The sequence below is a fragment of the Nocardia gipuzkoensis genome (assembly GCF_021183645.1).
GTDB classification, from domain to species: Bacteria; Actinomycetota; Actinomycetes; order Mycobacteriales; family Mycobacteriaceae; genus Nocardia; species Nocardia abscessus.
This window is the reverse complement of the sequence record NZ_CP089225.1, coordinates 5,303,618-5,316,846: the sequence shown is the minus strand read 5'-3', so window position 1 is coordinate 5,316,846 and position 13,229 is coordinate 5,303,618. Positions and strand designations below refer to the sequence as shown.

Genomic DNA, 13,229 nt, shown 5'->3' with positions numbered 1-13,229 from the left:
CCACAGTCATCGACCGTGGCCGACGATTACCGCATTCTGAACCGCGCCAACTGGGACGAACGCGCCCCCGCGCACGCCGCCGCCACCGAGTACGCGGTGGAACGCTTCCTGGCGGATCCCGACTTCCTCAGCGATGTCGTACGCTTCGATCTCCCCCTGCTCGACGATGTCGCCGGACTGCGCGGCGCGCACCTGCAGTGCCATATCGGCACCGACACGCTGTCCTTGGCGCGGCTCGGTGCGACGATGACCGGGCTCGACTTCTCCCCCGCCTCGCTCGCGCAGGCGCGCTCGCTGGCCGAACGGACCGGCACGCCCATCGATTTCGTCGAGGCGGACGTATACGACGCCGTCGAGGCCCTCGGCGGCGCGCGATTCGACCTGGTGTTCACCGGCATCGGCGCACTGTGCTGGCTGCCGAGCGTCGCCGACTGGGCAGCGGTCGTGGCCGGGCTGCTGCGACCGGGCGGACGGCTGTTCCTGCGCGAAGGCCATCCCGCCCTGTGGTCGATGGACGACAACTACGACGATCGGCTGGTCGTGGGCTATCCGTACTTCGAGACGCCCGAACCGATGGTCTGCCAGGACGGCACCACCTACGTCGAGACCGACGCCCGGTTCAGCCAGATCACAACACACGAATGGAACCACGGTCTCGGCGAGGTCGTGACCGCGCTGCTGGCGGCGGGCCTGACGCTGACCGGCCTGGTCGAACACCGCAGTGTCCCGTGGAACGCGTTGCCCGGCCTGATGACAGCGGGCCAGGACGGCGAATGGCGGCTGACACGACACCCGGAAAGGCTGCCGTTGAGCTATACCCTTCAGGCTCGGAAGAACTGAACCGGGTAGGGTCGTCGGCGAAGCGAAAGCGGTTCACAACACCGGCATCCGGTGCTACTTTCTGAGCGGCGAAGATCAGACCCACACCGAAGGCGAGACGATGACCGAGACAGTGCGGCAGCAGTGGTTGCCGAGCGGTGTCCGGCAGTCGCGCGTGCTATCGGCGTTGTCCGTCTCTGGGCGGATGAGCGCGCGGAGCCGCCCCTGAACGTGTCTATCGCAGGCCCGTACCGAAGGGGTCACTCCGCGGCGAATCGCCGGGGGTGACCCCTTTTCGTGGTCGGGCACGCCGACCGATCCCTCGTAGCCCAATCGGTAGAGGCGCCGGACCTAGATTCCGGGAGATGCGAGTTCGAATCTCGCCGAGGGAACCAGCCGGATCACTCCTGCGACTCCGAGTCGCCGTCCTGCCCGCCACCGCGGATCGACCACAACAACCCGTCCAGCTCATCGGGTTTGACGAGTACGTCGCGCGCCTTGGAGCCCTCGCTCGGGCCGACCACGCCGCGGGTCTCCATGAGGTCCATCAGCCGCCCCGCCTTGGCGAAGCCGACGCGCAGCTTGCGCTGCAGCATGGAGGTGGACCCGAACTGCGAGGTGACCACGAGTTCCACGGCCTGCAGGAAGACGTCGAGATCGTCGCCGATATCGGGATCGACGTCCTTCTTCTCCCCGGCCTTCGCGGCGGTGACACCCTCTTGGTAATCCGGCTCGGCTTGGTTCTTGGCGAAGTCGACGACGGCATGGATCTCCTCGTCGCTGATGAACGCGCCCTGCAGGCGGGTCGGCTTGCCCGCGCCCATCGGCAGGAACAATCCGTCGCCCATGCCGATCAGTTTTTCCGCGCCGGGCTGGTCGAGGATGACGCGGGAGTCGGTCAGCGACGAAGTGGCGAAGGCCAGCCGGGAAGGCACGTTGGTCTTGATCAGACCGGTCACGACGTCCACCGAGGGCCGCTGCGTGGCGAGTACGAGGTGGATGCCCGCGGCACGGGCCTTCTGGGTGATACGGACGATGGCGTCTTCCACGTCCCGGGGAGCGGTCATCATCAGATCGGCCAGCTCGTCGACGATGGCCAGGATGTACGGGTAGGGCCGGTAGACGCGTTCGCTGCCCAGCGGCGCGGTGATCGCTCCCGACTTCACCTTCTTGTTGAAATCGTCGATATGGCGCACCTTGTTGGCCTGCATGTCCTGATAGCGCTGCTCCATCTCCTCGACCAGCCAGGCCAGCGCGGCCGCCGCCTTCTTCGGCTGGGTGATGATGGGCGTGATCAGATGCGGAATGCCCTCGTAGGGCGTCAGTTCCACCATCTTCGGGTCGATCAGGATCATCCGGACCTCGTCCGGCGTCGCCCGCTGCAACAGCGACACCAGCATCGAGTTGACGAAGCTCGACTTACCCGAGCCGGTGGAGCCCGCGACCAGCAGGTGCGGCATCTTGGCCAGATTCGCCGAGACGAACTCGCCTTCGATGTTCTTGCCGAGACCGATCACCAGCGGATGGTGGTCGGTGCGGGTGGAGGGCGCCTTGAGCACGTCGGCCAGCCGGACCAGCTCGCGGTCGGCATTGGGCACCTCGATGCCGACCGCGGACTTGCCGGGGATCGGCGCGAGCAGCCGGACGTTCTCCGTCGCGACGGCATAGGCGATGTTGCGGGCCAGGGCGGTGATCTTCTCGACCTTCACGCCGGGCCCGAGTTCGACCTCGTAGCGCGTGACCGTCGGGCCGCGGACGAAACCGGTGACCGCGGCGTCGATCTTGAACTGCACCAGCACCTCGGTGATCGCCTCGATCATCGATTCGTTGGCGGCGCTGCGCTTCTTGGGCGGATCCCCGTCGGTCAGCAGCGACAACGGCGGCAGGGTGTAGTCGCCTTCGACTTCGCGGTCGGTGACGAACTCCAACTGCTGGGGCGGTGGTGGCGTCTGGTCCTGCACCGCCGGGGCGGGACGCTGCCTCTTCGGCTTCGGTTTCGACGCGGGCTCCTCGACCGCGATCGGCTTGGCGTCGCGCAGCGGGGGCTCGCCGATCGCCTCGGTGACCGCGTCCGGGTCACCGAACTCGTCGGGCGGGTAGTTCTCCGCGGGCGTACGACCGCGCCGCTTGGCGCCGGTACGGCGCACCGGGAAGCCGTCGGCGTCGTAGTCGGCCGGATCGAAGTCCCGGTACTCGCCGTCGAATTCACCGTATTCGTCGCCACCGGTCGCCGTGCCGAGGTATCGACGCAGCTTGTCGGGCACCTCGCGGACCGTGGTGCCGGTCACCAGCAGCGCGCCGAAGACGATGGCCAGCAACAGGATCGGGACCGACAGCCAGGCGGTGAGGCCGTTGGTCAGCGGGCCGCCGGTCACGAAGCCGACGAAACCCGCTGCGCGGGAGCGCCCGTGCGCGTCGGTGGGGGCGCCCGCGGCGATGTGCCACAGCCCGAGGATCGGCAAGCCGATCAGCAGGCCGCCGAGCACCAGCCGCGGCCGGATCTCGGGGCGCGGTTCGGTGCGCATCAGGACGACAGCGATACCGGCGGCGACGAACGGTAGTCCGGCGGAGGCCGATCCGGAGATCGCGCGGATGACGTCCTCGACCCAGTGACCCACCGGCCCACCGGCCGACAACCACACCGCCGCCGCGATCACGGCACTCAGCGCGATCAGGGCCAGCGCGGCACCGTCGCGCCGATGTCCGTTTTCGATCTCCCCGGCCCGGCTCAGCGTCCGCGTGGTCGCGCCGAGACCGCGGGCCAGCATGTTCCAGCCGCTGCTGATACCGCGCGTGATCACCGCGAGCGGCGCGGTGTTCGAAGTGTTCGAGATGCGGCGCACCGGACGGCGCGCCGAGGAACCGCGGCGGCGGGGCGCCGGGGTCGCTCGCGGGGTCGCGGTGCGGGGCGTGGCCGCGCGAGACCGCGCCGTGGTGGTCCTCCCCCGGGCCGATCCCGCCCGCGCCCGACTCGTCGTGGTGCTGCGGGACTTACCTGCCATGGCCCCAGGCTAGCCGCAATCGCCCCATCCGGACCATCCGCAACACTGGTACTGCCGCGCCTCCGCGCGCTTTCGCGCCGGTCGCGACCTTCCCCCGCCATGCAACGGCCCAGCTTCGGCGGGCGGTTGCGGGTGTCCGGGCAGGCCGCGATCGAGGTGCGGACAGCGTGACGCTCCGTTCAGCGCCGGAAGCCTGGGCCGGGATCCGGTCGACGTCCGGAGCGGAGAACGCGGGGAACGTCGCGCCGCCGGTACGGCGCATATATCAGACCGAGCGGTCTGTCTCCAGCACGGCCCGCACCGACTCGGGCGATCCGGTGGTCTCCAGCCGGACTTCGTTCCGGCCGAAGGCGTGCAGCAGCAGTTCGGAGGGCTTCCCGGTCAATGTGACGACATCGTCGCCATCCGACCGCACCACGACTTTCCTGCCGTCGGGCGTCGCCAGTTCGACCGTGACCGGCGCCTTGCGGTAGGCCAGCTTGGCCATCTTGCGCAGCGTCGACCACAGCTGATCCTCGTCGGCCGCGGCCAGTTCGCGCGGTTGCCACCCGGGCTCCGCACGGCGCACGTCCTCGTGGTGGACGAACATCTCCGACAGATTGACCACCGCGTCCACCGGCCGCAACGGCGACCACCACGGTGGACCGGTACGCACCTGGTCCAGCAGCTCGGGGAACGGCTTGCGCGCCGCCTTCGCCTGCACCCGGTCGAGATACCCGGCCAGTGGCCGCAACATGATGCCGGGCGCGGCGTCGGGGCGTCGTTCGCGGACCACCAAGTGCGCGGCGAGGTCCCGCACCGTCCACGCGCCGCAGAGCGTCCGCGCGTCCGGGCCCGCGGCCGCCATCGCCTCGACGAGCCCCCTGCGTTCCCGCTGTGCCATAGTCACACCCCGAACATACCGACCACCCGGCCACACCGCCGCGCGGCGCAGGCCCGGTGGGGCGGACAGCCGCGGCGCATACCGTCGTCCCTCGCCAGGCTTCCGCGGTGGCGCCGATCGGCTGCCGCCCCGCCGCGGCACGACCTCGTCCGGCGCCGAGCGCAATGGTGTTGTCGTTCACGGAGTTTCACCCACCGTGCGAGCACCGGGACGCAGGTGTGCGGGTTGCGGGAGGAGCCACCGTGGGCCACACTGGAGGCGATGCTCGCCGCGCGTTCCGCCGCGCGTCCTTACCACGGAGTTCGTGACTCCCCCTGCCGGGAAATCTCCGGCTAGCGTAATGAGAGTCGGCTCTGTACTTTGTCACTCGGTCCATCGGGTCGTGGACCTCATGACAAGAAGGGGCAAATCCTCCGTGAAGAAGTTTGCTACCGGTGTTGCCGCGCTCGCGGCAGTGGGTTCCGCGCTGGCCGTCAGCGCGCCCACCGCGCACGCCTACACCAACAACTACGGCGCGATCGCGCTGTCCACCTCCACCGGTTTGATCGGGTACTCCTACGACTACCCGAACTCGTCCGCCGCGCAGCAGCGCGCCGTGAGCTCCTGCGGCGCCGCCGACTGCCAATCGGTGGTCTGGTTCCGCAACGGTTGCGGCGCAGTGGCGTACTCCAGCGGCAGCGGCAGCTGGAGCTGGGGGTATGCGTCGTCGCGGCGCAGCGCGCAGAGCCAAGCCCTGCGGCACAACGATTCCGATGCCTACATCGTGCACTGGAACTGCACGTCCAACCACGGCTGATGCCCGGAATTCGAGACGAAGGAAACATCGTGAAGCATCGTATTTTCCGGACCGCCGTGGCCGTCGTCCTCACCGCGGCGGCCTGCTCGCTGACCGCCTGCGCCTCGGGCGAGGACTCCTCGTCCCCGAGCACCAGCGCAAATCCCAGCCACGCGGCGGGTGAGCTGGAGGGCGGCTCGGACAAGGGCGACAAGGAGACCGGCTCCGCGCCGACCACCCCGTCCTCGCCCGCCCTGGCCAAGCCCTCCGTGCAGCAGCTGAACGAGCGGCTGCAGAAGGCGTTCGATCCGAACGTGCCGAACGCGGAGAAGATCAGCTGGATCCAGGCCGCCGAGCAGGATCCCTACCTGGTCGCCAACCTCGTCGACGCCGCCAAGAAGCAGAAGGTCACCGTCGAGGTCACCAACGTCGGCGACCCGAAGGACGGCAAGCTCAAGGCCGACGCCAAGGTCACCATCGACAGCACCCCGGTGGACGACGCGTTCATCCAGTTCGTCTCCGAGGGCGGCCAGTGGAAGGTCGACCACACCTTCGCCTGCAACATCGTCAAGAGTGCGAAGATCGAGTCCGCGGCCTGCCAGGAGTAAGCCCGCCACTTGCGTGAAAAGCGCCGGACAGCTGAGCTGTCCGGCGCTTTTTCGTGGTCCGAAAGGTCAGACGCCGATGACGGTCGGCACGATCATCGGGCGACGACGATAGGTCTCGGCCACCCAGCGGCCGACGACACGGCGCACACCCTGCGCGATCCGGTGGGTGTCGGTGACACCCTCGCCCGCCAGCCGCAGCAGTTCGGCCTCCACCAGTTCCGCCGCGCCGAGCAGCGCGGCCGGATCGTCGGAGAAGCCGCGTCCGCTGAGTTCCGGAGTGCTCACCGCCTTGCCGGTGGTCTCGTCGATGGCGACGGTGATCGAGATGAAACCCCCCTCGCCGAGCACCAGCCGGTCCGACAGCGTCGACTCCCCGACATCGCCGACCGACAGCCCGTCGACGTACACGTGGCCCACCGGCACCCGGCCGACGACCGAGGCGATGCCGTCGACCAGGTCGACCACCACGCCGTCCTCGGCGAGCACCACCCGCTCCTGCGGCACGCCGGTGGCCACCGCCAGCGCGGCGTTCGCACGCAGGTGCCGCCACTCGCCGTGCACCGGCATCGCATTGGTCGGGCGCACCGCGTTGTACAGGTACAGCAGTTCACCCGCCGAGGCATGCCCGGAGACGTGCACCTTCGCGTTCTGCTGGGTGATCACCGTGGCCCCGAGCCGAGCCAGGCCGTTGACCACCGCGAACACCGAGTTCTCGTTGCCGGGGATGAGTGAGGACGCCAGCACCACCAGGTCGTCGGGGCGGATGTTGATCTGCCGGTGGTCGCCGCGCGCCATCCGCGACAGCGCCGACAGCGGCTCGCCCTGCGAACCCGTGGAGATCAGCACGAGGCGGTGGCCGGGCAGGGTCGCGGCGACATCGAGGTCGACGACCACGCCCTCCGGCACGGTGAGATAGCCCAGGTCCTGGGCGATCTGCATGTTGCGGACCATCGAGCGGCCGACGAAGCACACCCGTCGCCCGTACTTCTGGGCCACGTCGACAACCTGCTGGATGCGGTGCACGTGACTGGCGAAGGACGCGACGATCACCCGGCCGCGCGCCTTGCCGATAACCGAGTCCAGTACGCCGCCGATCTCGCGCTCCGGCGTGACGAAGCCGGGGACCTCGGCGTTGGTGGAGTCCACCAGGAACAGGTCGACGCCCTCGTCACCGAGCCGGGAGAATCCGGCCAGGTCGGTGAGCCGCCCGTCCAGCGGCAGCTGGTCGAGCTTGATGTCGCCGGTGTGCAGGGCGACGCCGGCCGGAGTGCGGATGGCGACGGCGAGCGCGTCGGGAATCGAGTGATTGACCGCGAAGTACTCACAGCCGAACGGGCCGTGCGTGGTGTGCTGCCCCTCGGTCACCTCGACCAGTTTCGGATGCAGGCGGTGTTCCCGGCATTTCGCGGCGACCAGCGCGAGAGTGAACTTCGAGCCGACGACCGGGATGTCGGGCCGCAGCCGCAGCAGGAACGGCACCGCGCCGATGTGGTCCTCGTGGCCGTGGGTGAGCACGACGGCGACCACGTCGTCCATCCGGTCCTCGATGGGACGGAAGTCCGGCAGGATCAGATCCACACCGGGCTGCTGGTCCTCCGGGAACAGCACGCCGCAGTCCACGATCAGCAGTTTGCCGCCGTACTCGAAAATGGTCATGTTGCGGCCGATTTCGCCGATGCCGCCGAGGGCGAACACGCGCAGGCCGTTCTGGGGCAGGGCCGGCGGGGTGCCGAGGCGGTCGTGCGCGGCGATCGGATCAGCCTGCGGCGGCGGCTCCTCGGCCCGCCGGGCCCCGGACTGCGCACGTCCGCGGCCCGCTCGCCGCGACGCCGCGTTCTGCGTCCTCGGCTCCCGGCGTGCCTGGGCAGGCGCGGGATCCGCGGCCCGCACGACGGACTCGGCGTTCACTGTGGTCTCGTCCACCGCGGGCTCGGGCAGCGCGATGGTCTCCGCGGACTCGGCCGGCGTCACCTGCTCCGCCGGTGCGGAAGGCGCGGGCGCTCCCGCGGGGCGGGAGGAACTGCGGCGGCGACGGGATAGGGGCTCGCTCACGAAAGCACTCCGACCGCTCGCAGGTCCGCGGCGAGCAACTCGAGTTGCTCGCCGCTCGGCATCAGCTGGGGAAGTCGCGGCTCACCGACTTCGATGCCGAGCAGCCGCAGTCCGCCCTTGCTCATCGCGACACCGCCCAGCCTGGCCATCGCGGCGTGCAGCGGCAGCAGGGTGGTGTTGATCTCGCGGGCGCGCACCACCTCGCCCGCCGTATACGCCTCCAGCAGCGCGCGCAGCCGTTCGGGCGCGAGATGTCCGATGACGCTGATGAACCCGGCCGCGCCGACCGACAGCCACGGCAGGTTGAGCGCGTCGTCGCCGGAGTAGAAGGTGAGGCCGGTGCTCGCGATGAGTTCGGCGCCCATGTTCAGGTCGCCCTTGGCGTCCTTGACCGCGACGATGCGCGGGTGCTCGGCGAGCTTGCGGATGGTGTCACTGGCGATCGGCACCACCGACCGTCCCGGGATGTCGTAGAGGGTGACCGGCAGGTCGGTGGCGTCGGCGACGGCGGTGAAGTGGGCGAGCAGTCCCTCCTGGGAGGGCCGGGAGTAGTACGGCGTCACCACGAGCAAACCGTGTGCACCCGCCCGCTGCGCGTTGCGCGCGAGTTCGATCGAATGCGCGGTGTCGTAGGTACCCGCGCCCGCGATCACGGTCGCGCGCTCGCCCACGGCGTCGACGACGGCGCGCAGCAGGTCGGCTTTCTCCGATTCGGTGGTGGTCGGCGATTCACCGGTGGTACCCGAGATCGCGAGCAGGTCGACGCCGCGGTCGATCAGGCGGGCCGCGAGCGCGACCCCGGCATCGACGTCGAGCTTGCCGTCGGCGCTGAAGGGGGTCACCATCGCGACACCTACCGTGCCGGAGGCACGCAGCTCCGTTGGCGTCGATTCACCGTTCTTCATGGTCAGAAAGGCTACCCGGTCTGGGACACGCCCTCGACACCGTCGTCGGCGATCAGGCCGCAACAAAGACGCGAATCCATATCGGCGACGCTGCGATGATGTCAAATCGCCGCTTGATCGACATCAACAATGACGCCACACTGACATCATGGATCTGAACAAGTACACCAGCCGGTTGCGCGAGGACCTGATCGCCGCCGCGGCGCTCGGCGACGAGAAGACCCAGGCCACGGCGGCGTCACTGGCCGCGGCGACCGAGGGCCCGGCCCGCCTGATGCTGCTCGCCGCGCTGTCCGACCTCGCCGCCGAGGTCAGCGCCGCGCTCGGCGACCGAACGGTGCACGTGTCGGTGGACGGCACGGACGCCGCCATCGATGTGCGCAAGAGCACGGCCGGCGACGAGCCACCCACCTTCGAGGAGATGACCGGAGACATCAGCAGGGTCACGTTACGACTGGTCGAGCAGATGAAGGCGCGCGCGGAAGAGGCTGCCGCACAGAGCGGTCAGTCCCTGAACTCGTGGCTGTCGAGCGCCGTCCACGGGGCCTTGCGCGACCAGATGCGCGGGTACGGGCCCAAACGCGACAGCTGACCCAGTCGCGCTACAGCAACGCGGCGAGATTGCCGCGATCGCCCACCGCGACCTCGTCCAGCTCGAGCCAATCGGCCAGCTCGCGCAGCGCGCCACCGAGAGCGTGGGCGGTGGCCGGGGTGTCGTACCCGGGTTCGGCGAACGCCGCAGGCACCGACAACCGGCCGTTCGCACGCTCCGCGCGCAGGTCGACGCGGCCGACGAGCTCACCGTCGAGCAGGAACGGGAAGACGTAATAGCCGTGCACCCGTTTGTGTTCGGGGGTATAGATCTCGATGCGGTAGTGGAAGTCGAAAATCCGCTCGGTGCGGGCCCGGAAGAAGATGAGCGGGTCGAACGGGCACAACAGCGCGGCGCCTTCGACACGGCGCGGTGTGGGTGCGCCCGCCCGCAAGTAGGCCGGTTTACCCCAGCCCGCCACCTCCACCGGAATCAACTCGCCCGCGTCCACCAGATCGGCGATGGCGGGTTCGGTTTGAGCGCGGTGCAGGCGGTAGTAGTCGCGCAGGTCCGCTTCGGTGCCGATGCCGTGCGCGGTGGCCGCGCGAAGCACCAGTTCCCGGACGGCGTCCTGTTCGGAGACCTCGCGCGCCAGCACGTCCGGTGGCAGCACCCGTTCGGTCAGGTCGTAGTGCCTGGTGAACCCGACGCGGGTGGCCACGGACAGCGCGCCCGCCGCGAAAAGCTGCTCGCAGATCATCTTCGTGTCGCTGAGATTCCACCAGGAGCCCTTCGGCCGCGGCTTGTCCAGCTCGAGGTGGCGCTCCACCTCGCCCGCCGTGGCCGCCCCGACAGCGGTGATCACGTCCAGAATGTCCTTGCCCAGGGTGGGATTGCGCTCGACCACCTTGCGCATGCCCGACCAGCGCCCGTGCTCGTACTGCCGCATGCGCCAGCGCAGCAGCGGCCAATCCTCGACGGGGATGAGCGCGGCCTCGTGCGCCCAGTATTCGACGAGCGCCCTCGGCCGCCGCGAGCCATTGCTCCACGCCGCCTGATCCAACAGCGTGCGATCGTAGGGGCCGATCCGGCTGAACACGGGAGCGTAATGCGCCCGCACTACCGCCGACACCGAATCCAGCTGCAGCAACTGAGTTCGGTCCACTACTCCGAGCACCGTCCGCCGCGTGACCCGACCGGGCCTGCGCGCCCCGAAACCTTGCGCCGCCAACGCCGTTCGCCGCGCCGCCGCCGCACCCATCTTCCGCATGCGGGCAACCATGCCACGAGCCACCGACAGGACTGCGGTTCGCACGCGAGTATCGGGGCGTTCCGTCGTGGCGGAGCCGCGTCGCAGACCTCAGGTCGAGACGGTGACCGTGCCGGTGGCGTCGATCTCGGTGCGGCGGTCCCGGTCCTCGGCGGTGGCCAGGACGGTGGCCAGGATGCGGCGGCCGGTCGGGAGGATGCGAACGGTGACCGAGCCTTCGTTCGCGGCGTCCAGTTCCCGGGTGGCGGCGGCGATCACCTGCTGGCGTACCCGATGCGGGACGCCGGTGAAACCGCCGTCGTCGAGCAGGATCACCTCCACGCCGCGGGAGCGGGCTCCGCGGGCGGCGCTGTTGAGCTGCTCGGTGGCCAGCTGTGGGGCCCGCAGACCGTCGCGCAGTTCGGCTTCCAGCAGTCTGCACTGTTCCCGTTCGGCGGCGGTGAGTTCCTCGCCGTCGGCGATGCGTTCCAGGATCGGGCGCGCCACCGCGTCCAACCGAGCCAGCTGACGGGTGCGTTCCCCGTTCTCCGCGGCCATCGTGGCCTCGGCGGCGGCACGCATGGCCGCTTCCTCGCGCAGCAGCCGCAGCGACCGCTGGGTCGGGCGCATGATCGCCGCGAACAGGGAGACTCCGGCGACCGTGGCCACCGGGACGATCGAACCGACGACGACCCCCACCCGCAGGCCCGCGACCACGCCGACCACGGCGATCACCACACCGATCCCCGCGACACCGAGCCACGCCGCGGCGAGCCGTCCGCGCAGCACCAGAACGGCGAGCACATACGACGCGGCGAACGCCGTCCACACCTGCTTCGACCAGCCGTGCTCGACGTCGAACGAGGTCAGGGTCGTGGCGAGCGGCCCGGAGGCGGCGACGAACACGGTCGCGGGCCAGGGCAGCGGATCGTTCGGCGCCACCAGCACCACGACGCCGGCCAGCGCCAGGACGACGAGCGCGGCGACCGCGGCGGCCACCGGTGATTCCGAGAAGTTCCGGATCATGTACAGCACGATGGTGGCTTCGAGGATGACCAGGAACAGCCAGGCCGCCCGGTCGCGCAGCCCCAGCAGATCGCGCAGTCCGAATTCGGTCTCCCGCTCAGCCATGTCCGCCCCACACCAGCGTCACGGTCGTCCCTTCCCCCGGCTCGGATTCCACGAACCCGGCGCCGCCCGCCAGCTGACGCATGCGGCCCAGGATGCTCACCGAGATGCCGAGCCGATCGACGGGCACCTCACTCAGGTCGAAACCCGCTCCGTCGTCCCGGAAGACGACTCGAATACCACCCGCGCTGATTGTCACAGTGACGGTGCGGCGCACTTCGCGCCCGGCGACGGTGGCGTGCCGCAGGCTGTTGCGCACGGCCTCGGCCAGCGCGGCCGCGATGGTGCCCGCGGCGTCCACCGGCAACTGCAGATCGTCGAATCCGGCCCAGCGGCGGGTGGTGAAGCGGATGCCGGGGTTCACCTCGTGCACGGCCGAGCGGAGGAATCCGATCGCCGACTGCGCGTCCAGCCGGTCGGGTTCGGGTTCCCCGACCCGGCACTCGTCGAGTTGTTCCAGAGTCCGTTCGGCCTGGCGGCGCAGCACCGGCGATTCGGTCCCGGCCCGCGAGGCGTCCAGCAGCGTGGACAGCACCGCGTCGTGGATCAACGCGGCGAAACGCGCGCGTTCTCGCTCCCGGGCCGCCGCACCCGCGACCGCCGCCGCCCGATTGCTCTCGATCGCCGACTCACGATCCACGCGGGCGGCCGCGGCCCTGGCATAGATCACGCACCACAGGAACAGCGCGCTCAGCCCGGCCGCCCTGGCGAAGTCACCGAGCAGCGCGAGCGCTGTGGTGTCGCGCAGCACGACCAGATTCGCCAGCGCGCTGAACGCCGCGCCCACCACCAGGTACGCGACGGCGAGCGGCGGACGCCACGCGAGCACGGCCGCGAGGACGCCCAATGCCAGCACCCGGTACAGCCAGACCGAGGCCGCGCCTTCGGAATCCGGCACGGCGTACGCGAACGGGACCACCGCCATCGCCCCGAGGAAACTCACCGCCGCCGCCCCGGCCACCCGCTGGATCACGCGCCGGCTCATGCCGACCGAGACGACCGCGAGCACCGGGAACAGCCCGAACGCCAGCACCACCTCGATGACCGTCCACCGGACGGGCACGAAGCGGCTCTGATCGGCGATCTCGGGCAGCTCGACAATCGCGGCGATCACCCCGGCGATGCCGATGGCCAGTGCGAGCCTGCGCAAGATGCGGTCGGCGGCGCCTTCGGAGGCCTTTTCCTTGGACAGCGCGACGACTCCGCGGCGCCAACGGCTCACATGGGGCCGCTCGCGCGGGACGGAGTGGGAGTGCGACGGAGCGTCCAGCATGCT

At 69.8% G+C, this 13,229-nt stretch carries 12 protein-coding genes and 1 tRNA gene; 6 read left to right on the top strand and 7 right to left on the bottom strand.

The window, feature by feature from the left end; genetic code table 11:
• Positions 1-15: 15 nt before the first annotated feature.
• Together LTT66_RS24130 and LTT66_RS24125 are read left to right on the top strand one after the other, a co-directional pair.
• Positions 16-840: a class I SAM-dependent methyltransferase gene (locus tag LTT66_RS24130; RefSeq protein ID WP_233060777.1), complete on the top strand. Its 825-nt coding sequence runs from the start codon at positions 16-18 to the stop codon at positions 838-840.
• A 297-nt stretch (positions 841-1,137) separates the two neighbouring features.
• Positions 1,138-1,214, top strand: a tRNA-Leu gene (locus tag LTT66_RS24125).
• Between the two features lie 6 nt (positions 1,215-1,220).
• On the opposite strand, the gene LTT66_RS24120 is transcribed toward LTT66_RS24125, so the two are convergent.
• Complete coding sequence (locus tag LTT66_RS24120; protein WP_233060776.1) at positions 1,221-3,620, bottom strand: DNA translocase FtsK; 2,400 nt, start codon at positions 3,618-3,620, stop codon at positions 1,221-1,223.
• Between LTT66_RS24120 and LTT66_RS37480 the strand changes: the two genes are divergently transcribed.
• Positions 3,613-3,834, top strand: a complete 222-nt coding sequence (locus LTT66_RS37480) for a hypothetical protein (RefSeq protein ID WP_233060775.1) — start codon at positions 3,613-3,615, stop codon at positions 3,832-3,834. The two genes, LTT66_RS24120 and LTT66_RS37480, sit on opposite strands and share 8 nt — an antisense overlap.
• A gap of 252 nt (positions 3,835-4,086) precedes the next feature.
• Here LTT66_RS37480 and LTT66_RS24110 read toward each other — a convergent pair whose 3' ends face one another.
• Positions 4,087-4,710: a TIGR03085 family metal-binding protein gene (locus LTT66_RS24110; RefSeq protein WP_233060774.1), complete on the bottom strand. Its 624-nt coding sequence runs from the start codon at positions 4,708-4,710 to the stop codon at positions 4,087-4,089.
• Between the two features lie 409 nt (positions 4,711-5,119).
• Between LTT66_RS24110 and LTT66_RS24105 the strand changes: the two genes are divergently transcribed.
• Positions 5,120-5,500 carry a DUF4189 domain-containing protein gene (locus LTT66_RS24105; RefSeq protein WP_043694762.1) on the top strand — a complete coding sequence of 127 codons (381 nt, stop codon included), beginning with the start codon at positions 5,120-5,122 and terminating at the stop codon, positions 5,498-5,500.
• Between the two features lie 29 nt (positions 5,501-5,529).
• Positions 5,530-6,087: a hypothetical protein gene (locus LTT66_RS24100; RefSeq protein ID WP_181720477.1), complete on the top strand. Its 558-nt coding sequence runs from the start codon at positions 5,530-5,532 to the stop codon at positions 6,085-6,087.
• A 66-nt stretch (positions 6,088-6,153) separates the two neighbouring features.
• Here LTT66_RS24100 and LTT66_RS24095 read toward each other — a convergent pair whose 3' ends face one another.
• Together LTT66_RS24095 and dapA are read right to left on the bottom strand one after the other, a co-directional pair.
• Positions 6,154-8,139 carry a ribonuclease J gene (locus LTT66_RS24095; RefSeq protein ID WP_269821967.1) on the bottom strand — a complete coding sequence of 662 codons (1,986 nt, stop codon included), beginning with the start codon at positions 8,137-8,139 and terminating at the stop codon, positions 6,154-6,156.
• A complete protein-coding gene (dapA, locus tag LTT66_RS24090) occupies positions 8,136-9,044 on the bottom strand; it encodes a 4-hydroxy-tetrahydrodipicolinate synthase (protein WP_181720478.1) in 909 nt (302 codons plus the stop codon). Before dapA ends, LTT66_RS24095 begins: the two co-directional genes overlap by 4 nt.
• Positions 9,045-9,192: 148 nt before the next feature.
• On the opposite strand from dapA, the gene LTT66_RS24085 reads away from it, so the two are divergent.
• Positions 9,193-9,636: a hypothetical protein gene (locus LTT66_RS24085; protein WP_233060773.1), complete on the top strand. Its 444-nt coding sequence runs from the start codon at positions 9,193-9,195 to the stop codon at positions 9,634-9,636.
• A 10-nt stretch (positions 9,637-9,646) separates the two neighbouring features.
• Here LTT66_RS24085 and LTT66_RS24080 read toward each other — a convergent pair whose 3' ends face one another.
• The 3 genes from LTT66_RS24080 to LTT66_RS24070 form a co-directional block, all read right to left on the bottom strand.
• The gene (locus LTT66_RS24080; RefSeq protein WP_233060772.1) at positions 9,647-10,846 is read right to left on the bottom strand and encodes a winged helix-turn-helix domain-containing protein; all 1,200 of its coding nucleotides are present in this window, start codon (positions 10,844-10,846) and stop codon (positions 9,647-9,649) included.
• A gap of 90 nt (positions 10,847-10,936) precedes the next feature.
• Positions 10,937-11,956, bottom strand: coding sequence for a hypothetical protein (locus LTT66_RS24075; RefSeq protein ID WP_233060771.1), 1,020 nt, complete (start codon positions 11,954-11,956; stop codon positions 10,937-10,939).
• On the bottom strand, positions 11,949-13,175 hold the full coding sequence (locus LTT66_RS24070) for an ATP-binding protein (protein ID WP_233060770.1): 1,227 nt from the start codon (positions 13,173-13,175) through the stop codon (positions 11,949-11,951). The genes LTT66_RS24075 and LTT66_RS24070 overlap by 8 nt, the downstream gene beginning before the upstream one ends.
• Positions 13,176-13,229 lie beyond the last annotated feature (54 nt).